Origin of the sequence: Bradyrhizobium sp. 27S5, from assembly GCF_037217225.1 — a bacterium.
GTDB classification, from domain to species: domain Bacteria; phylum Pseudomonadota; class Alphaproteobacteria; order Rhizobiales; family Xanthobacteraceae; genus Bradyrhizobium; species Bradyrhizobium septentrionale.
The window spans coordinates 5,377,770-5,398,192 of record NZ_CP147714.1 but is presented as its reverse complement, the minus strand read 5'-3'; the positions used below and the strand labels follow the sequence as shown (position 1 = coordinate 5,398,192).

The 20,423-nt window shown below is 66.2% G+C and carries 17 protein-coding genes; 1 reads left to right on the top strand and 16 read right to left on the bottom strand.

Annotated features, from left to right (window positions below):
- Positions 1–2: 2 nt before the first annotated feature.
- The 4 genes from WDM24_RS25420 to WDM24_RS25405 are packed head-to-tail and all read right to left on the bottom strand — an operon-like array spanning position 3 to position 3,617.
- Positions 3–1,181, bottom strand: a complete 1,179-nt coding sequence (locus WDM24_RS25420; protein ID WP_338827540.1) for an alanine--glyoxylate aminotransferase family protein — start codon at positions 1,179–1,181, stop codon at positions 3–5.
- Positions 1,178–1,675 (bottom strand): alpha-IPM isomerase, encoded by a 498-nt coding sequence (locus tag WDM24_RS25415; RefSeq protein WP_338827538.1) that lies wholly within the window; start codon positions 1,673–1,675, stop codon positions 1,178–1,180. Before WDM24_RS25415 ends, WDM24_RS25420 begins: the two co-directional genes overlap by 4 nt.
- A complete protein-coding gene (locus WDM24_RS25410) occupies positions 1,672–2,934 on the bottom strand; it encodes an aconitase/3-isopropylmalate dehydratase large subunit family protein (RefSeq protein ID WP_338827536.1) in 1,263 nt (420 codons plus the stop codon). Before WDM24_RS25410 ends, WDM24_RS25415 begins: the two co-directional genes overlap by 4 nt.
- Positions 2,935–2,936: 2 nt before the next feature.
- A complete protein-coding gene (locus tag WDM24_RS25405) occupies positions 2,937–3,617 on the bottom strand; it encodes an RraA family protein (RefSeq protein ID WP_338827534.1) in 681 nt (226 codons plus the stop codon).
- Positions 3,618–3,708: 91 nt separating this feature from the next.
- On the opposite strand from WDM24_RS25405, the gene WDM24_RS25400 reads away from it, so the two are divergent.
- Entirely contained in the window at positions 3,709–4,443 is a 735-nt protein-coding gene (locus WDM24_RS25400; protein WP_338827532.1) for an IclR family transcriptional regulator, read from the top strand.
- A gap of 51 nt (positions 4,444–4,494) precedes the next feature.
- Here the strand turns inward: WDM24_RS25400 and WDM24_RS25395 are convergent, their stop codons facing one another.
- The 12 genes from WDM24_RS25395 to WDM24_RS25340 all read right to left on the bottom strand — a co-directional run bounded on the left by WDM24_RS25395 (position 4,495) and on the right by WDM24_RS25340 (position 20,396).
- Entirely contained in the window at positions 4,495–6,864 is a 2,370-nt protein-coding gene (locus WDM24_RS25395) for a xanthine dehydrogenase family protein molybdopterin-binding subunit (protein ID WP_338827530.1), read from the bottom strand.
- A 14-nt stretch (positions 6,865–6,878) separates the two neighbouring features.
- Positions 6,879–7,337 (bottom strand): (2Fe-2S)-binding protein, encoded by a 459-nt coding sequence (locus tag WDM24_RS25390; RefSeq protein WP_338827529.1) that lies wholly within the window; start codon positions 7,335–7,337, stop codon positions 6,879–6,881.
- A gap of 22 nt (positions 7,338–7,359) precedes the next feature.
- Positions 7,360–8,235 (bottom strand): FAD binding domain-containing protein, encoded by an 876-nt coding sequence (locus tag WDM24_RS25385; RefSeq protein WP_338827527.1) that lies wholly within the window; start codon positions 8,233–8,235, stop codon positions 7,360–7,362.
- Positions 8,232–9,245 carry an ABC transporter permease gene (locus tag WDM24_RS25380; protein ID WP_338827525.1) on the bottom strand — a complete coding sequence of 338 codons (1,014 nt, stop codon included), beginning with the start codon at positions 9,243–9,245 and terminating at the stop codon, positions 8,232–8,234. The genes WDM24_RS25385 and WDM24_RS25380 overlap by 4 nt, the downstream gene beginning before the upstream one ends.
- Positions 9,238–10,251, bottom strand: coding sequence for an ABC transporter permease (locus tag WDM24_RS25375; RefSeq protein ID WP_338827523.1), 1,014 nt, complete (start codon positions 10,249–10,251; stop codon positions 9,238–9,240). Before WDM24_RS25375 ends, WDM24_RS25380 begins: the two co-directional genes overlap by 8 nt.
- Positions 10,248–11,786: a sugar ABC transporter ATP-binding protein gene (locus tag WDM24_RS25370; protein ID WP_338827521.1), complete on the bottom strand. Its 1,539-nt coding sequence runs from the start codon at positions 11,784–11,786 to the stop codon at positions 10,248–10,250. The genes WDM24_RS25375 and WDM24_RS25370 overlap by 4 nt, the downstream gene beginning before the upstream one ends.
- A 92-nt stretch (positions 11,787–11,878) precedes the next feature.
- Entirely contained in the window at positions 11,879–12,985 is a 1,107-nt protein-coding gene (gene torT / locus WDM24_RS25365; RefSeq protein ID WP_338827519.1) for a TMAO reductase system periplasmic protein TorT, read from the bottom strand.
- A 79-nt stretch (positions 12,986–13,064) separates the two neighbouring features.
- On the bottom strand, positions 13,065–15,026 hold the full coding sequence (locus WDM24_RS25360) for a hydantoinase B/oxoprolinase family protein (protein WP_338827517.1): 1,962 nt from the start codon (positions 15,024–15,026) through the stop codon (positions 13,065–13,067).
- Between the two features lie 4 nt (positions 15,027–15,030).
- On the bottom strand, positions 15,031–17,055 hold the full coding sequence (locus WDM24_RS25355) for a hydantoinase/oxoprolinase family protein (protein ID WP_338827515.1): 2,025 nt from the start codon (positions 17,053–17,055) through the stop codon (positions 15,031–15,033).
- A 254-nt stretch (positions 17,056–17,309) separates the two neighbouring features.
- On the bottom strand, positions 17,310–18,269 hold the full coding sequence (locus tag WDM24_RS25350) for a helix-turn-helix domain-containing protein (RefSeq protein ID WP_338827513.1): 960 nt from the start codon (positions 18,267–18,269) through the stop codon (positions 17,310–17,312).
- A gap of 284 nt (positions 18,270–18,553) precedes the next feature.
- Positions 18,554–19,531 carry a biotin-dependent carboxyltransferase family protein gene (locus WDM24_RS25345; RefSeq protein WP_338827511.1) on the bottom strand — a complete coding sequence of 326 codons (978 nt, stop codon included), beginning with the start codon at positions 19,529–19,531 and terminating at the stop codon, positions 18,554–18,556.
- Positions 19,521–20,396 (bottom strand): allophanate hydrolase subunit 1, encoded by an 876-nt coding sequence (locus WDM24_RS25340; protein WP_338827509.1) that lies wholly within the window; start codon positions 20,394–20,396, stop codon positions 19,521–19,523. Before WDM24_RS25340 ends, WDM24_RS25345 begins: the two co-directional genes overlap by 11 nt.
- Positions 20,397–20,423: the final 27 nt, after the last annotated feature.

Sequence of the window (20,423 nt, the reverse complement as noted above, 5' to 3'; positions counted from 1 at the left end):
GCTCATGTGGTTGCGGCGAGGTACTCGGTGGCCGCCTTGAGCCCGGCGCCGGGTTCGATCGGCAGGCCGAGTTTCGTGAGTGCGTCTTCGAGATGCAGAAGGTCGGTCAGAATGGTCCCCGCGCTCAAAGCACCCATCGTGCCAAACCGGATGACGCGGCCTGACAGACGGTTGCGGGCGCCTGCGATCACCGTGCGGTGATCCTGGTAGAGCTGCCGCACGATGGCTCCGCCTTCGAGCCCGTCGGGGACCTTGAAAACCACGACCGTGTTCGAGCGCGGCTCTTCGCGGCAAAAATCTGCAAGCCCGAGCGCCGCGCCGCCGGCGCGCAGCGCGCCGGAAAGCTTCTTGTGGCGGGCGAGTACATCGGGCAAGCCTTCCTCATGCATCATCGTCAAGGCCTCACGCAGGCCGTAGATGTGGCTGACCGGCGCCGTGAACGGGGTCTCGTTCTGCTCCGCGGATTTCAACGCGCGACGGAAATCCCAATAGAACACGGATCGCCCTTCGTCCTGCCCGATCACGCGCCACGCCTTGGCGCTGACGCTGGCAAGTGCGAGGCCGGGCGGGCACATCAAGGCCTTTTGCGAGGCCGAGACCACGATGTCGACGCCCCATTCGTCCTGCCGCATCTCGATGCCGCCGAGACCGCTGACGGAATCCGCGATGAGCAGCGTCGGCCTGTCGCGCATAAGCGCGCCGAGCGCCGCGAGATCGGCGACGATCCCGGTCGAGCTCTCATTGTGCACGACGACGACGGCGCGATAGGCGTGCTCGCGCAGCCGGGCTTCCACCGCGGCGACATCGATCGCCTGGCCCCACTCGATCGCGACCGTATCGACGGTGATGTTCATGGCCTTAGCGATCGTGGTGAAACGCTCACCGAATTGACCATGCTCGATCACCAGGATCCGGCTGCCCGGTCCGGCCACGTTGACGAGCGCGGCCTCCATGACGCCGGTTCCGGAGCTGGCAAAGAACAGGACGTGGTTCGTCGCGCCAAGAATCGGGCGGATCATCTTTTCCGCCTCGCCAATCGCAGTCCGGCATTCGGGACCGCGATGGTTGACCATCACCCGAGCCATCGCCTGCCGCACCCGCTCGGGCACTTCGGTCGGACCGGGAAGCCGAAGACGGTAGCCCGTCGAGGCGATGGCGGAAGGAGTCTCTGTGGTAGTCATAGTTTGAAGTCACCGTTCTGACGCATGTAGGGAACGAGGCCGCCCGCGCGCAGGATCGCCAGCATGATCGGCGGCAGCGGCTCCGGGCTGAGCGTCTCGCCGCTGCGTTCGTTGCGGATCGCGCCGGTGCCGTTGGAGACCAGGATGTCGCCCTCGCGAATCCCGCCGGTATCGCAGACGAGCGGCAGCAGGCCGTTGTTGATGGCGTTGCGGTAGTAGGTGCGCGAGAAGCCTCGCGCCAGCACCGCCGGAATTCCGGCTCCGAGCACCGTCGTGACCGCGACTTCCATGGCCGAGCCGCAACCAAAATTCTTGCCCGCCACCAGGATGTCTCCGGGCTGCACTGAGGCCGCGAAGGCCGGGTCGACATGCTCGAACAGGAATTGCCTGAGAACGGCGGGGTCGAGGCTTTGCCGCTTGCGGGTCGAACTGATGATGGAGTCGGTGTTGACGTCGTCGCCGACAAGCCGCGCGCGCCCTCGCAAAACTGTCATCGCGACACCTTGCGCGGATCGGTCACGACACCGCGTGTCGCGGCGGCTGCGCATGCGGCCGGGGAGGCGAGGTAGATCGATGCCTTGGCGTTGCCCATGCGCCCTTTGAAGTTGCGGTTGGCGGTCGAGATCACTGAAACTCCGTCTCCGGGAATCACCCCGCAGGTCCCGCAGCAGGAGCCGCAGCCCGGCTCAACCACCGTCGCGCCGAAGCCGACCAGGGCTTCGAGCGTGCCATCGGCCGCCATGGCGTCGCGGACCTCGCGCGATGCCGGCGTGACCACGAGCTGCACGCCGGGTGCGACGCCTCCGCCCGCCTCGAGCACGGCGAGGGCCTGATGGAAATCGCGTAACCTGCCGCCGGTGCAGGTGCCGAGATAGACCATCTGCACCGGCGTGCCGGCCGCATCCTCGAGCGCCACCACCTGATCCACCAGATGCGGCAACGCGATCTGTGGCGTCAGGGCGTCGAGCGCGATCTCCACGGTCCGGCTGTAGCGCGCATCCGGATCCGCTGCGACCGGCTCGAAAGCCTGGCCGGTGCGGCCCTGCAGATAGGCGACGGTTTCAACGTCGGCCGGGAAGATGCCGGTCTTCGCTCCCATCTCGACCGCAAGATTGCTCAGGACGAGGCGGTCCTCCAGTGCGAGCGTGGCGACACCCGGTCCCGCGAATTCGAGTGCCTGATAGGCGGCACCGTCAGCGCCGAGCACGCCCGCGAGCGCCAATGCGATATCCTTCGCGTAGACGCCGCTCGGCAGTTGTCCGGCCAGAACGACGCGGATCGAATCCGGCACCCGCAACCAGATCCGGCCGCACAGCATGATGGCGGCGAGATCGGATGAGCCGATCCCGGTCGCAAAGCAATTCAGCGCCCCGTAGGTCACGGCGTGGCTGTCGGCTCCGACGACCAAGCCGCCCGGCAGCGCGCGGCCCGTCTCGACGATGAGCTGGTGGCCGATGCCTTCGCCGGCCTCATGCAGTGTGACATCGAACCGCTTGGCGAAGTCTCGGATCACGCGGTGCAGTTCGATCGTCTGCGGGCTCGTCGGCGGCACGTAGTGGTCGAGCGCAAACACCAGTCGCGTGGGATCGCGTACGCTCTTCCCGCCCATCGCCTTGAAATAGTCGAGCGCCATCGGGACCGAACCGTCGGTGCCGAGCGCGCAATCGACTTCGCAGACCACGAGGTCCCCGGCGCGCGCATCCTGCCCGGATTTTCGAGCGAGGATCTTCTCGGAGATCGTGCGCCCGGCCATCGCTAGACCTCTGGCATCTCGCAACCGAGACGGCGGAGCGAGGCGTCGACCCAGCTACGATCGAGCGTACCGGCTTCGATCGCCGCCATTTGCTTGGTCTCGGCGGCCTGCTTGGCTTCGGCGGCCTCGATCACCGCTCGGCAATCATCGATGGCGACGGCGAGCACGCCATCGTCGTCGCCCAACACCAAATCGCCGGACTGGATGACCATGCCGCCGATCGCGATCGGTCCGTTGATCTCACCCGGACCGTCCTTATAGGGACCGCGATGGGTGACACCCGCGGCGAACACGGGAAGGCGGTTCGCGCGGATGGCGGCGGCATCACGGATCGCACCATGGACAACGATGCCGGCGACGCCGCGCCGGGCCGCCTGCGCGAGCATCATCTCGCCGAAGATTGCGTTGCTGAGGTCGCCACCGGCATCGACCACGATGACGTCGCCGGCGACCGCCATGTCGAGCGCCTTGTGGACCATCAGATTGTCGCCGGGACGGGTCTTCACGGTCAGAGCGGGACCGGCCATGCCGCCGGCCGCATGCATCGGCCGGAGCGCGGCGCCGCCCGAGGTCATGCGTGACATCACATCACTGATATTGGCGACCGGAAGGGCGCGGGCGCGCTCGACCCATTCGCCTGCGACCACGCGCCTGCGGGAAAGGATCCTGAACCCTACGGCCATACCGAACCCCATTGAAAATGGAATGCCGTTACGCATAGTGTAATGGCGACGCGCCGAGGTCAACCCGGAATCGGCAGGACAGGGGATTTCGATGCCCAAGACGCAGGGGGTCACCGCCGTGCAACGTGCGCTGGCGATCCTGGATACCTTCGCTGGAGCCGGGTCGCGCAGCCTGGCCGACATCGCCAGGATCACGGGTTTGGCGAAGCCGACCGTGATGCGCTCGCTGGTGTCGCTGGATGAGGCCGGCTACGTCGTCCGCCTCAGCGACGGCCGCTACGCGCTCGGTGCAAAGACGTTCCAGCTCGGCACCACCTATCGGGCCAATTTCAATCTCGAACAGCATGTGCTGCCGGTGCTTCAGCGGCTAAGCCAGGAAACGTTGGAGAGCAGCGCGTTCCACGTGCGCGAACGCGATAGCCGGCTCTGCCTGTTTCGGGTGGATTCGCCCCAGCTCGTGCGCGATGTCGCGCGGCCGACAAATCTCGCACCGCTCGATTTGACCTCGACGGGACAGGTGCTGCAGACGGCCCACTTTGCGGATCGCATGAATGACGGTGTGCATGTGTTCGTCAGTTCGGGAGTCTACGACGCCGTGACGGCCTCGCTCTCCACCGCCGTCTTCGGACACGACGGCGCGCTGATGGGTGCGATGACGGTGAGCGGCCCCATCGAACGCATCCGCCGGGCCGACCTGCAGGCGCTGGCGTCCCGCCTCACCGACGCATCGCATCAGCTCTCACTTGTGCTCGGCGCGCCATTGTCCCGGGAGGTGGGCGCGCTGCGGATCATCAGCCTGCCATCGGCGGAAACAGTCTCTCCGTAACGCCGCTCGTTGGATCGAACCTGACGCCGCGCGTTGGCGCTCACTCAGTTTTCACGAGCGATCCGATTGGTTGTGAGGGCGGACGAGATTGTCTGCCCAGGCCGCTGCGATGTGCGCCAATGCGAGGTCCTGTTTGCGGTCGAGCAGCAGCTCGAGCACGCGCGGCGGCGTCAGCGGCAATTCCTGGACGCGCTTTCCCGTCGCGTTTGCCACCGCACATGCCACGGCCGCGCCGACATTCAGGATCGGGACCTCGCCCGCGCCCTTGGTGCCGAGAGGTCCGATCGACGGTGCGCCCTCGTAGAGGCTGATCTCGACCGGAACGACGTCCTGCGCCAGCGGCACGCGGTAGGTCTCGAAGCCGTTCTGGCAGACCCGGCCGTTGGCGCCGATCGTCACCTCCTCGTGCAGGGCGTAGCCAAGTCCCTGCACGACGCCGCCCTGGATCTGGCCGTGGATCGCGCGCGGGTTCAGCGCGCGGCCGACATCCTGGACGACGCGATAGGCGAGCACCTCGACATGGCCGGTCTCCGGGTCGACTGCGACCTCGCAATCATGGACCGCGAAGATCGGGATGTCGATCGCGTCGATGAAGTGACCGGCAACGCATCCCGGCATCGCCTGTACGCCGGCTCCGGTGAAGGCGCCGGTGCCGGAGATCGGGCCGATCTGCGCCTGGGCGCGCGCCGCGACCTCGGCGATCGTGCGGCCGGACCCCGGCGCGCCGGCGATCTCGATCCGTCCCTGGCGCATCACGAGGTCTTCGGGCGCCGCTTCGATCCACTCGGAGGCGATCTTGAGCAGTTTGGTGCGGACTTCCTGCGCGGCCGACAGGCTCGCAGCGCCGAGCGAGACCGTGGTGCGGCCGCCGCCGACGCCGACGTCATAGCCGGCGGCGTCGGTGTCGGCGGCGCGCACGATCACGGTTTCCGGGGGGATGCCGAGCGTGCTGGCGACGATCTGGGGCAGGCTCTGCATCATCGAGCCCGAGCCGATCTCGACGCCCGACGTCACCAGCGTCGCCGTGCCATCGGCATTCATGTTCACGGTCGCCGCTGACGGACCGACAAAGACGAACCAGGTGCCGACCGTGGTGGCGCGGCCATAGAGCCGACCATCTGCAAGCGCGCGCGGCGGTGCGGCCGGATCCCGCAGCGTGTCCATCCGCTCCAGCATCGGACCGAGCACGTCGCCCTCGAACACCTGGCCGGTGGCGCCGAGATCGCCGTCGCCGAGCACATTGCGGCGGCGGAAGACAAGCGGATCCATGCCGATGCGTTGCGCGATCTCGTCGGTGTGCCGCTCCAGTGCGAAGGTGTTGTAGACGCCGTTGCAGCACCGGAACGCGCCGTTCGGCGCAGTGTTGGTGTAGACCGCACGCGAGACCAGCCGCACCGAACCGAGCCGGTAGTTGCCGCCGAGTGTGTGCGCGGTCATGGTGGTCAGGAAGACCTGCTCGCCGCCATATGCCCCGCAGTCCATCAGCACGACGGCTTCGCGCCCGACGATCTCGCCGTCACGCGTCACGGCTGAACGGATCCGGATCTCGGCATTCTCGCGGAACAGGCAGGTCAGCATTTCCTCCTCACGCGAGTTGACCAGACGTACCGGCCGTCCGCTGGCGCGGGCGAGCAGCGCCGCGAATGGTTCGATCGCGAGGTCGAATTTGAGGCCGAAGCCGCCGCCGACCGGCGGCACCGTGACCCGCACCTGCGATGGAGCAACACCCAACAGTCGCGCGGTTGCATTGCGGACGGTCCACGGGACCTGGGTCGACGTCTCGATGTGGAAACGGCCGTCCTCATAGTCGGCGACGACCGCGCGCGGCTCGAAGGCGACATGGTTCTGGCGCCCGACGCGGAACGTGCTTTCGACGATCTCGACGTCTGGCCGGGCGAAAGCGCCATCGACATCGCTGCGGACCACGGTCGCCTCCCAGGCGACGTTGCCCGCGCGTGCGCCGCCTTCGAGCAGGATCTCATGCTCGCGCCAATCGGGGTGAACGAGTGCGGCTTCGGGCGCGAGCGCTTCGGCCATGGTGAGCACGGCCGGCAGCGGTGCGATCTCGACTTCGATTGCGGCAAGCGCGGCCTGCGCCTGGGCGAGCGTGCTGGCGGCAACCGCGGCCAGCGGTTCGCCGTCGTAGCGGATCACGTCGCGCGCGAATAACGGGTGGTCGGCGATGCCGATGCCGATCTTGCCGGGCGCGTCGGCGGCGGTCACGACGGCGTGCACGCCGGGCATCCGCGCCGCCCTGGCGGTGTCGAGGCGAACGATCCGTCCTGCCGGAACGCTGGCGCGCAGCACCGCCGCGTGCAGCATGCCCGGCAAGTAACGATCGATGGTATAGCGGGTGCGGCCGCGCAGCTTGTCGCTTGCATCGCGGCGCCGGAGATCCATGGTCGCTGAAACATCGGCCATCGCTGCGCCTCCCATCAAGTCGCCGCGAGCGCCAGCATGGCGGCGTCGATAATCCGTTCATATCCGGTGCAACGGCAGATGTTGCCGGTCAGCGCCGCGCGGATGTCGTCGCGCGTTGCGCCTGGTGTGGTCGTCAGAAGATGCGTCAGGGTCACCACCATGCCGGGAAAACACATGCCGCACTGAACGGCATCGCAGGTCTCGAGCGCCTGCTGGATCGGGTTGAGCGCGCCGCCGCCGGCGAGGCCTTCGACCGTGCGGATCTCGCAATCCTCTGCGAGCGCCACCGGCATCAGGCATGAGGGCGCGGGCTTGCCGTCGACCAGCACCATGCAGGCGCCGCAAAACCCTTCGCGGCAGACCGGCTTGGCGCCGGTCAGGTGAAACTCCTCGCGCAGGACGTCGACGAGAGGCGTGACGGGATCGGCGGTCGAAGCGAGATTGTCGCCGTTGACGCTCAGGGTGAAGACCATGCCTGCTGTCTCCCTTATCTCGTCAGTTGGCAAGTGCCGTGGCAGCCGCACGGCGCACCAGGCTCGGCAGCACGCTCACGCGATACCAGGGCGGCACCTCGACGCTGTCCCGACCGGTGAACTCCGCGGCCAGTTCTGCGGCCATATCGGCCACCCGCGCGGGATCGAGCACGGCGCCAAGCAAGGCAGCTTCGAGCCGCCCCCAACGGCGCGGGGTCTGTTCGACGGAACCGACGGCGATCCGGACCGCCTGGATATGGCTGGCGGTATCGACATTGACGGAGAGGCTGACGATCGCGACGGGATAGTCTCCTGATTTGCGCAGCGGCAGGCGGGCATGCGCGGTCCTGCGTTCTGTCCGGGGCACGATGATCCTGGTGAGCAACCGGCCAGGCAGGAATGTCGATCGTCGCTCGAGAAAGTCGACCAGGCTCATCCGCTCGCTGGCGTCACGGCTTGCAATCTCGACCGCGGCATCGAGACAGAGCAGCGCCGGCACGCAATCGGCAGCGTAGAAATCCGTTGCCGAAAGATTGCCACCGACCGTCGCCAACGCCCGAATGGCCGGGTTCGCTGAACTGCCGGCGGCCGCCGCGAGCACGGCGAACTCCGGGAGGCCGGCCAACGCCGCCGCCAGCGCCGCGTGCGTCACCGCCGCGCCAAACTCGATGGCATCCTTGCCGATCCGGATCGCGCTGAGCTCGGGGATTTTCCCGATCGCGACATAATGCGGCCTGAGCGGTTCGTGCCGGATCGGCGACCGCATGATCCAGGTGCCGCCGGCAAAAGGGGCACCGGCAGGGCCGTAGTCGGCCAGCGCATCGAGTGCCGCCGGCAATGAGGGCGCAACGTAGATCGATGCTGTCCGATCGTCTTGCACTTGAGACCCGGCCGTCATTGGCTTCGCTCCTGTCGCAGGCGATCGAGCAGCACGCCGATGATGACGATCGCGCCGAGCACGACCATCTGGACGTAGCCATCGATGCGGGTGAGGTTCATGCCGTTGGACAGGATGGTGACGAACAGGGCGCCGAGCACCGCAGTGCCGACCCCGCCGCGGCCGCCTGCGAGGCTCGTCCCGCCGACCACGGCGCCGGCGATCGCCTGCAGCGACAGCGAACCACCGAGATTCGGCTCGCCGGAGCCGGTGCGCGCCGTCATCATGATGGCGCCAAGCGCGGCGAGCGCCGAGCACAGCACATAGGTCAAGGTCAGGATCCGCTTCACCGGCAAGCCCGCCACCGCCGCGGCGCGCGGGTTGGTGCCGATGATGTAGAGCGAGCGGCCAAAGACCGTGCGCACCAGCGTCAGGTGCAGCACGAGACCGACCGCAATTGTGATTGCGATGGCGGCGGGGACGCCGAGAACGTTGCCACCATAGAAGATCTGCGAGAACAGGCTTGGCACGCCTTGCACCGGCCGTCCCGCCGACAGCGTCGTAGCGACACCGATCGCGATATTGTAGCTGCCGAGCGTCGCGACGAAGGGATTGACGCCGAGCAGCGCGATCACCACACCGTTGAACAGGCCGCAGGCGATGCCAAGGCCGAACCCGGCGGCGAGCCCGGCGAGCAGCACCAGGGTCGTGTCGTGGCCCGATGCCGTTGCGCCCGCCATCGCCAGCGCGGTCCCGACGCTGACCATCGACACCGTCGGACCCAGCGCGAGGTCGAAGCCGCGGGTCAGGATCACCACGGTCTGCGCCATCGCGAACAGCGCGAGGTAGCTGGTCTGCTGCGCGATGTTGAGCAAATTGGCAGGCGAAAGCACACGGCCGTCGACCGCGGCAAAGCCGAGCAGCAGGATGACCAGCGCAATCGGCAGCATCGCGCGCCAGAGCAATTGGGCCGGCAGCCTCTTTGCAAGTCCTGTATCTTTGGCTGCGACAGACAGCTCGACGTCAGACACGGGATTTCCTCCGTCGGCTGAGTTCGTCCAGCGCCACGGCAGCGACCATGATGATTCCGAGGAACACCGGCTGCAGGCGGGAATCGATGTGCAGCAAATTGAGCGCGTTGCCGAGGATGGTCAGGAACAGCGCGCTGATGGCGACGATCTCGATCCGGCCGACACCGCCGCGCAGGCTGACGCCGCCGATCACGGCCGCGGCGATCGACTGCAACATCATGCGGTCGCCGCCAAAGCTCGCCTGGCCGGAGCCGACCTGCGCGGTGAGCAGGATTCCGGCGAGTGCGGCGAGTACGCTGGACACGACATAGGTGCCGACGATGTGGCGCTGGACGGAGACGCCCGACACCACGGCGGCGTCGACATTGCCGCCGATCGCATAGACGTAGCGGCCGAACAGCGTGCGCCGTTGCACGAACACCATCACGGCGATGACGGCGAGCGCGATATAGACCGCGGTCGGCAGGCCGAACACCTGGGCGCGCCCAAAGCCCTTCACGAAGACTTCCGGCATGCCGTAGACCGGGATGCCGCTCGTGATCATGAGGCCGACGCCTGCGGTCGCTGACATCGTGCCCAGGGTGACCACGAAGCCGGAGACCTTGAGCTTCGCGACGCAGAAGCCGTTGATCAGCCCGACCACCAGCCCGCAGCCGAGCCCGGCGGCGATGCCGCTTGCGACGATGAGGGCGTTGTTGCCGGGAAACGCCGCCGCCGTGACCGCCATGGTCTTGGCGGTCACCACGCTCGCCAGTGCGACGACGGCGCCGACCGAGAGGTCGAAACCCCCTGCGATGATCACCAGCGCCTGGCCGCAGGCGACGATGGCCAGAAACGACGCGTTGCGCAGGATGTTGAGGACATTGATGATGCCGTAGAACTGCGGGTCAATCGCCGACATGCCGGCAACGAGTGCCACCAGTAGCGCCGGCAGGAAGCCGATCCGCCCGGCGATCGATTGAAGGCCGATCGATGTCGACGGTCGGGAGGCGGCGAGGGTGTTCATGCGACCTCCGCCGTGAGGTGATCCCTGAAGAAGCTCGCAAGCACGTTCTGCTCGGTCTTCTCGGCGCCCTTCAGCTCGGCTGCGATCCGGCCGTTATGCATGACATAGAGCCGGTTCGACAGTGCCAGCAGCTCAGGCAGCTCGGACGACACCACAATCACCGCGGCACCGGCCTCGACCAGGCGTTTCATGAACTCGTAGACTTCGAGCTTGGCGCCGACGTCGATGCCGACGCTCGGCTCGTCGAACAGGAACACGGTCAGCTCGCGGGTCAGGGCGCGGCCGAGCATCACTTTCTGGCGGTTGCCGCCGGACAGCGCACCGGCGGTGCGCTCGATGTTGGGCGGCCTGAGCTGCAACCGCTCCATGATGCCGGCGATGGTGACGCGCTCCGCGGCCTGTCGCAGCATGCCGAAGCGGGCGAAGGCGGGCAGGTCGAGCGCGGTCATCGATGCGTTCTCGCGGATCGGGCGCGACAGCGCCAGCCCTTCGGCGATCCGGTTGGCGGGAAAATAGGCAACGCCGTGCGTCAGGCTGCGCCGCGGCGCCGGGAATTCGTAGGGCAGGCCGTCGAGGCGGACCACGCCGGAGGCAATCGGCGTAAGTCCATAGATCGCCCGGATCAGCTCCGATTTGCCGCAGCCGACGAGGCCCGCAATGCCGGTGATCTCGCCGGCCTGGGCGTAGAAGTTCACGTCGCGAACGCTGCCGTCGGCGAGCGTCAGGTTTTCGACATCGACCATCACCTTGTCCGGTTGGTGCGTGATCGCCGGAAACAGCAGGTCGATCTTGCGGCCGGTCATCAGCTCGACCAGCTCGCCATCGGTCGAAGAGGCGGCCTCGAGGGTGCGGATATGGCGGCCGTCGCGCAGCACGGTCACACGATCGGCGAGCGCGCGGATCTCGCGCATGCGGTGCGAGACGTAGATCAGCCCGACATTCTGGCGCTTCAGCCGGGCAATCAATTCGAACAGCCGTCCGGTCTCCCGCTCGGTCAGCGAAGCCGTCGGCTCGTCGAGGATCAACAGCCGCACCCGGCCGAGCAACGCCTTGGCGATCTCCGTCATCTGCTGGTGCGCGCGCGAGAGATCGTCGACCCGCTGCGAGGGATCGAGGTCGAAGCCGAGCTCGTCGATCAGCGCCGTCGCGCGCTTGCGCATCTCCCGCGCCCGCAAAACGCCGCCGTTCGAGACCTCGCGACCGAGGAACAGATTCTCTTCTACCGTGAGGCTGGGAACCAGCGAAAATTCCTGGAACACCGGGCTGATGCCGATGGCGCGCGCCCGCTGCGGCGTGAGATGGCGGATCTCTTCGCCACCGAAATGGAACGTGCCTTCATCGGCGGCAAAGGTGCCCGACACCACGTTTATCAAAGTCGATTTGCCGGCGCCGTTCTCGCCGAACAAGACGTGCAGTTCGCCGGCGCGGACATCGAGATCGACCCGATCGAGCGCCCGGACGCCGGCAAATCGCTTCGAGATGCCCCGCAAGGCGAGCAGGGGCTCGGTCCGATTCAAGTCGGTGTCGGCATCCATCAGCTTCTCCGTGCAGGTCCGGCAAGCAGGCGAGAGCATCCTGCTCCCGCCCGCGACGCGTTGCCGGGGCTTACTTGGCGCTTACTTGCTGCTTACTTGGCCTTGACCGAATAGACCGGCGTCCAGCTTGCCGGTGCCAGCACGAGGTCCATCTGCAATTTCGGGACGGTGGTCTTGTCGATCACTGCGGCGATCGGCTGCACAAGCGCCATCACCGGCTTCTTCTCGATGAGACGCACAGCCTGGTCGATTGCGATCGCGCCTTCGCCGACTGGATACTGGGTTGCGAAGGCGAGGATGTCGCCGCGGTTAAGCGCGTCCAGCATCGCCTGGTTTTCATAGGACGACACGATCTTCAGATCATTTCGTCCGGCTTCGGCGACTGCGCCGATCGCGGCTTCCGCGGTGGGAGCGGTGCCCCAGATCACGTTCATACTGGGGTAGGCCTGCAGCGCGTCCTGGATGAGCTGAAGTTGCACCGCGACGCCGGAGTCGCCGAACTTCTCGGCCAGGATCTTGGCGTTCGCGTTCTTGGCGACCGCCTTCTTGAAGCCCTCGTTGAAAGATTCCGCCCAGCCTGAGCCGGCCGGACCGGGGAACGTGACGATGTTGAGCTTGTCGCCGGGCTTGGTCTGCGCCAGCAGGCCTTCGCCGGTGACCTCTCCCATTGCGACAAAGTCGACATAGTTGGCCGCGGGCAGCGCGTTGGGCGGCAGCGGGTTGGTGACCCCCACGACCGGCACGCCCTTGGCCTTCGCTTCCTCGAATTTCTTGCTGAGGCCCGCGCCGGAGATGGCGCCGACGATGATCGCGTCCGGTCCGCTCGCCATGCAGTCGTCGAATTGCGACAGCTGCTTGGGAAGGTTCTCGTAGCCGCCGGCTTCATACAGCGTCATGTTGACGTTCATGGTCTCGGCCTGCTTCACGATGCCGTAGGCGACCGCGACCCAGAAGCTGTCCTTCATGTGCGGGAACAGCACGCACAGCTTGTAGGGCTTCTCGGCCTTCGGCAGCGGCGTGTACTCCGCCGGCTTCGGGGTGCCGGACGAAGCGTCATAGACCTTCATCGGAAACCACGGCGTCTCGGCCGACGCCGGCGTGATCGCGCCGGCAAGGGCGAGGCTCGTGACGGCAAGGCTCGCAATGATGCCGAGGGTGGAGCGGATCGGTCGAAACCGATTGGCGGGATGGTTGGTCATGGTCTGTCCTCGTTGTTCGAATTGAAGGTGAGGCATGCACGCGCCGTGCCGCCGACGGGCGGCGCGGTATCGGGTCGGATCAGTCCGCGGCCCAGTTGGCGACCGAGCGCCGCTCGAACACCTCGCGGAACTGACGCGTGGTTTCCGGAAGCAGCGCGCCGCTGCCCCAGTCGAGGATCACCGCGTGCTGGCGGATCACGTCGAGGACGTCGAGCGCGCCGCTGCGGTAGCGCTGCGCCACGACTTCCGGATCGAGCCGCACATTGGCGACGCGCTCGCGCCTGATCCGGGAGCGCAGCGCATCGGTCGCGGCCTTGTCGACCTCGTATTCGCAAAGCTCGGCGTCGACGATCTGCACCACCACGCCATAGTCCTTGGCGGCGCGCGCGACCGAGACGTAGTCGTCCTTGATGTCTTCGATCACGAAGCGCGGATCGCGTTCGAGCGGGTCGCCGAAGCCGCCGCCGCCTGCGGTCGGCCGCGCGAACACGTCGCCTTCGCCGATCGGAACGTCGGAGAAGATCGAGCCGAGCCGTTCCGCAGGCTTGCTGCCGGCACGATGCAAGGTCAGGCCGTGCGGCATCGACGGTAGGCCGCCCTCGATCCCCCAGACGACGGCGCGTTCGCGGTCGCAGATGTAGGAGATCACGGTCTTCTCTGCCTGCAACATGCGCGACACCTTCTCGACACCCGCGCCGCCGCGCCATTTGCCGGGCCCGGGCGAGTCGGTGAGGATCTCGCACTTCGTGGTCAGGATCGGGTTGGCGCGCTCCTGGCCTTCGACCGGCTGTGACATCAGCCCGGTTCCGAAGCAGGCGGTGGTGACGTTGCTGCCGTCCTTGCCGTTGCGTCCGCCCCAGCCGCCGGGCAGCCAGTCGTAGAACATGAAGATCGGCTTGTCGGAGCTGCGGGCGTCAAGGCCGCCGGTCAGCAGATATTCCAGGTTGAAGGCGCAGGCGAGCGCGCGCTCCGGCATCAGCTTCGACCACATCTCGTAGATCGAGTTCATGATCTTCTCGAACGGCATCAGGAAGCCGGTGACCGCGATCGGCCATTTGGCATCGACGATCGAGCCCTCCGGCGCGATGATGTCGAAGCAGCGGTAGAAACCGGAGTTGAGCGGCAGATCGGGGAAGAAGGTCTTCATGCCGGCCGCCACCGCCGAGAAGGTGGCGCCGAAGGCCGAATTGTAGATCGAGCCGATGGTCGGATGGCTTCCAGTGAAATCGTAGATCGCGCGATCGCCCTTGATCGTCATCTTGATCCTGATCGGGATCATGCCTTCGCCGCCGGCGGGGTCGCGGTCGATGAAGTCGACCGTCTCCCATTCGCCGTCGGGCAGTGCTGCGATCCGCTGGCGCGCCGAACGCTCGACATAGTCCTGCACCGCGGCGAGCCCGGTCTCGACGGTGTCGCGGCCGTATTTGTTGACGAGCCGCAGGATCTCGCGCTCACAGACCGCGGTCGCCTCGGCCTGCGCCTGGATGTCGCCGATGATCGACGCCGGATCGCGGGTGTTGGAGGCGATCAGATGCGCAACGTCCTTGCAGAAGCGGCCCTTGTCGAACAGGCGGATCGGCGTGATGCGCAGCCCCTCGCGGAACATCTCGCGGGCGGCGACATCGAACGAGCCCGGCACGCTGCCGCCGACGTCGGACCAATGCCCGTTGGACTGGCTGAAGGCGATGATCTTGCCGTCGGCAAAGATCGGCCGAATCAGGCGCACATCGGAGAAATGCGTGCCGCCGGCATAGGGGTCGTTGATCGCAAACACATCGCCTTCGTGCATGTCACCTTCGAAGTGGCGCATGACGTCCTTGCAGGTGAAGTGCAGCGTGCCGACGTGAACGGCGATGTCCTGATTGCCCTGCGCCGCGCATTCGCCTTTGGCGTCGTGCAGGGCGCTCGAGAAATCGCGGTTGTAGATCACGAAGGAGTAGCAGGTCCTTAAGACCTGCTCGCCCATCTGGTCGACGCTGGTGATGAAGGAATTCTTCAGCACTTCGAATGTGACGGGGTCGAGCGCAAAATCTCCGGCCATCGGATCACTCCTTCACGCGAATGATGATGTTGAGGTATTTGTCGACCTCGGCGCTGGCGCCGGGCGGCACCACGGTGGTGGCGTCGACCTGTTCGATGATCGCGGGGCCCTGGAAGCTGAAACCGCAGGGCAGGTCGTCGCGCTGATAGACCGGCGTGTCGAGGCCGTTGCCGTCGAACCAGACCCGGCGCCGATCGACCGGTTCCGGGATCGCCCCGGTGGCCTTGTGCACGGCGAATTCGGCCTTGGGGACGACGCCGATGGCCTTCAAATTGAGGCGGAAGAAGCTGACCGGCGAGTCGTCCCGGCGGAAATTGTATTCACGCTTGTGCTCGGCGTGGAAGCTCTGGACAAGATCGCTGATCGGGCCGATCGGCCGCGGTGCGCTGACCGCGAGCGAGCGCCACTGGCCGCGATACATCATGTCGATCGACCGCTGCAGCACGATGTCCTGGGCGGCGACGCCCTCGTGGGTCAACCGCGCCAGCGCTTCCTTTTCCAGGACAGCGAATTGCGCCTCGATGTCGGCAGAATCGGCTTCATCGGCGCCGACCATGCAGCTTTGCGAGAAGTCGTGCTGCATGTCGACCAGGAGACAGCCGAGCGCCGAGGTGACGCCGGGATTCGGCGGCACGATCACGACGGGGATCGCGAGTTCGCGTGCGACGTCGACACCGTGCAGGGCACCGGCGCCGCCGAACGCCACCAGCGCGAAATCGCGCGGGTCGTAGCCACGGCTGATCGAGATCAGGCGCACCGCATCCGACATGTTGGCGTTGGCGACCTTGAGAATGGCGTCCGCCGCCTCGTGCAGGCCGAGGCCGAACGGTTTTGCAACGCCATCCTCGACCGCCTGGTGGGCGAGCTCGGGATCAAGCGTCACCTTGCCGCCGGCAAGGCTGGTGCCGAGCCGGCCCATCGTGACGTTGGCGTCGGTGTTGGTCGGCTGGGTATTGCCATTGCCATAGCAGGCCGGCCCCGGATGGGCTCCGGCCGATTGCGGTCCGTTGCGCAGGGAGCCCGCCGGATCGGTCCAGGCCAGCGATCCGCCGCCGGCGCCGATGGTCAGCACCTCGATCGAGGCAAAGCGGATCGGATAGCCGAACTCGATGTACCAGTCCTTGGTGATGCGCGACTGGCCTTCATAGGCCAGCGACACGTCGGTCGAGGTGCCGCCCATGTCGAGGCCGATGGAATTGGGAAAGCCGCACAGACCGGCGATGTAGCGGCTGGCGATGGCGCCCGCGGCAATTCCGGAGCCGGCCAGGCGTGCGGCGAAATCCTTGACGCTCGCCGGCGTCATGACGCCGCCGCCGGTGTGCAGCAGCAGCAAATCGCGGGTATAGCCTTCATTGGCGAGCCGGTCGCCGAGCCTGGTGGTGTAACTGACGACCACTGGGCTCACCACGGCATTGGCGACCGTGGTCGAGAACCGCTCATGCTCGAAAATTTCGGGCAGCACCTGCGAGGAGATCGACACCGGAATATCGGGCATTTCCTTGAGCAGGATGTCGCGCATCGCGCGCTCATTCGCGCCGTTGAGATAGGCGTTCATGAAACACACCGCGATCGCGGCAACGCCGCGGCGCTTGAGGATGCGCGCGACCTCGCGCGCGGCATCGACGTCGAGCGGCTCGATCACCTTGCCGGCCGCATCGATGCGTTCGGGTACAGTGAGGCGGTCACGCCGCGGCACGTAGGGCTTGACCACGTCCTTGTAGGTATCCCAGAGGTCTTCCTTGTTGGCGCGGCGGATCTCGATGACGTCGCGGAATCCCTGCGTGGTCACAACGGCGGTGCGCGGCAGCCGGCGCGTGATCAGCGCATTGGTCGCGACCGTGGTGCCGTGCGAGAACAGCGCCACTTTGGAGAGGTCGATGCCCGCCTTGGAGACGCCGCCCATGATGCCCTCGATGGGATCGCGCGTCGTTGCCGTCTTCTCGATGCGGATGAGGCCGCTTGCCTCGTCCATGATGCAGATGTCGGTGAAGGTGCCGCCGACGTCGACGGCAACGCGAAGGTTCTGCACGATACGACTTCCTTTCGAGCCCGGGCCGGACGAGGTCGTGACGCGGCTGCGCGCGCCGGATCGATGATCCAGCTGGCACAGACGATCGGTTCGACCGGCGGATTTCCGCAGATGTCGCGAGGATTGTAGGCAGGCCACCGGCTCAGCTCTTGACGCTCAGCGCAGGAAGATTTGCGCTGGAGAGCACGAGGCGTTGAATTGCTGGCTGCCTAACGCACGTTCAAGCTGGAACGGGAGGAGGGGGTGGCGAGGTGTCAGGGACGCGCCATGCGCGACGCCGCCCGCGCCTCGCTCGGCGTGCAGCCGAAGCGGCTGCGGTAGTTGCGGCTGAACTGCGCCTGGTCGCCGAATCCCCAGTGATAGGCGATCTCCGAGATGCTCTTGCGGCACTGCGGATCGCGCAGCATGGCATCGCACATCGCCAGGCGCTGAGTTCGAACGTAGGTGCTGACGGTGATGCCTTCGCTTTCAAATAGCTGGTGCAGATATCTGAGCGAGATGCCGCAGGCGTCCGCCACCATCTGCGGCGTCAGCCGCATGTCGTCGAGGCGAGTGCGGATAAAGTGCTCGCAGCGATGCAGATGGGCATTGCGGATCGTGGACGAATGCCCGGCCAGCACGCGCTCGTCGGACTCGACCGCCATCGCCAAGAGATCGATGAGGTGCCGGCCCATCATGGCTCGCGCCGGCTCGTCCATCTCTTCGATGCGTTCCCCGGCAAGGCGCAGCGTATCGACGAACAGTCCGCCGACGCTGCGGCTGCAGTCGAATTGCAGAGTCGCGAGCCGTTCGGGGCGGGAGATCCGCGCCTTCAGCACCGCGCTCGGGACTTTCAGCACCCAGAGCGCCGTCGGATCGCGGTGGCTGAACTCGTAGGGCAAATGGCTGCGTTCGATCAGGAAAGCGCCGGGACGGCACAGCACCTCCTTGCCGTCCTGCGCAAAGCGGATTTCCGCAAGCTCCGGCACCGTGATCAGGAAACACTCTTCCCGTTCATTGAGCAGATGGCGCTCGTGGCGCTTGTAGAGCAGGCCGTCCGACACGTTGCGGGAGACCGAAAGCGGCCCGAGCGACCAGGCACCCAGACTGCCGTTGAAGTCGTGCCCTCCGAGGAAGCGAAGGTCGAGCGAGAAGTAGATGTCGGAAACGACTTGCTGCCAGTATTGCCGGCGTTGCTGCGCGGGAATGTCGTTGGTCGCGTAAGTGGTCTGCATCTTGCGCTCCGTCACTGCCGTCGACTGTGATCTTGTCTTATCTGCTGGCGCGGACCGTTCCGGTGTTGACCGTCGGCCCGTCGCAGCGCCTGCGACTTTCCTTCTTGCTATTCCCCTGCAACTCCCGTGCCCGAACGCGGGAGATAGGTTCTTGTCATGTTCCGCGCATTGCGCGATCGGATCATACGCTGGACGCACAGAATGACGACATCTGCTGCACAGACAAGCGTGCCGAACGGACTGCGTCCGCCACGCTGCGTGTTGTCGAAGCAGCCCCGGCGCAATTACGCCAGGGAACTGCGCAGCCGCGCCAACAGTCCGGCACGGTCATGGCGCGCGGCAAGCGCCTGATCCATCCCGACCTTGACGAACTTGACCGGCGTGTTGGGCTGCAACTGGCCGATCAGGTCCATATCAGCCGCAATGACGGTCCCGACCATGAAATAGCCGCCGCCGGAAACCGCATCGCGATGCAACACGATCGGCTCGGTGCCGCCGGGCACCTGGATCGAACCATAGGGATAGCAGGCGTCGGTGATGTTGGAGGGATCGGAGCCGGCCCCGAACGGAGGCTCGCGCGGAACGAATGCGAGCGGCTTGCCGCCCTTGAAGCGGTAGCCGATCCGGTCCGCTTCCGGCGCGACCTTCCAGGTATCGGAGAAGAAGCCGCTGCCGGCGGCCTCGGTGAGGCGGTGCCAATAGAGCCCCGGCATGGCGCGCAGTTCGGTCGGCATCCCCGCCGGCAGCCCGCGCAACTCCTTGGCGATGGTGCGGCCTTCCTTGACCGGCGCCGCCGATGCGCCGACCGGCAATTCATCGCCGGCCTCGATCTTGCGTCCCTTGAAACCGCCGAGCGCGCCGAGCGCGTAGGTCGAGCGCGAGCCGAGCACCAGCGGCACGTCGATGCCGCCGGCGATCGCGATGTAGGCGCGCGCACCCTGTTTGAGGAAATCGAACGAGAGCTTCTGGCCGCGTTTTACCTTGAAGCTGGTCCAGGTCTCGCGCGGCGCGCCATCGAGCTTCGGCGGCAACTCGGCTCCGGTGACCGCGACCATCGCGTCCTCGGTGAACTCGAGCTCGGGCCCCATGAAGACGGCTTCCAGCACGGCGGCACCTTCTTCGTTGCCGACGAGCAGGTTCGCCGCCGCAAGCGCGTGACGATCCATGCCGCCGGAGAGCGGGATGCCGATGTGATAATAGCCGGGACGACCGAGGTCCTGGACGGTGGTCGCAAGACCCGGTTTCAAGACCTTAATGGGCATGGAGCACCCCCTCGAGCTTGCGATTATAGGCATCGATGTCGCGGTTGAATTCGGTCAGCGAGAACGAGACGTCGCGGATCACCGGCGCGAAGCGGCCGGCGTCGACATCGGCAACCGCAGCGTCATAGGCCGGCCGGTCGATCGGCTTCCATTTCACGATGTCGCCCGGCCTGAACAGGCACATGAAATCCCGGAGATAGCTGATCTTCTGGTTCGGATCGTAGATCGGCATCGGCGTGATGCCGAACATCTGGTAGCCGCCGGCGCCGCGCACCGAGTAGATGCAGCTGAAGCAGCCGCCGTGTCCGACCGTAAGCTTCGGCGTGTCGGTGCGCGGACGCAGATATTTCGGAGCCTGAAGCTGCCGCTGGCGCTCGACCATCTGATAGAGGAAGGGCAGGCCGGCAACGAATCCGACCATCGAGACGAACCAGGGCGCGCTGGAATGCGCCTTGATGAACGAATCGACGCTATCGAGGTTGTTGATGCGCGCCGCATATTCGAGATCGGTGCCGTCGGGATTCTGGTGGCGCTCGCGAAACCGCATCAAGGTCTCGTGCGTCCAGGGATCGTTGTAGAGCACCGGGATCTCGATGATCCGCGTCTTGATGACCGGCTCGGATTTCTCGGTCGACGAATCCAGCCGCTTCAGCTCGGCGAGGAGGTCGTCGGGCTTGATCTGATCCGGATCGAACTTGACCTGGTAGGAGGCATTGGCCGGGCAGATTTCGGTCACGCCCTTGATCCTGGCGTCGCGCACGGCGTTGGTGACGAAGAGGCTCTTGAAAAAGGCCTCCAGCGACATCGCTTCGTCGACTTCGGCAAAGATGTGCTCGTCGCCGCCGAAGGAAAATCTGGTTTGCATGGGACTGCGGCCTCCTGTTGCTGACGG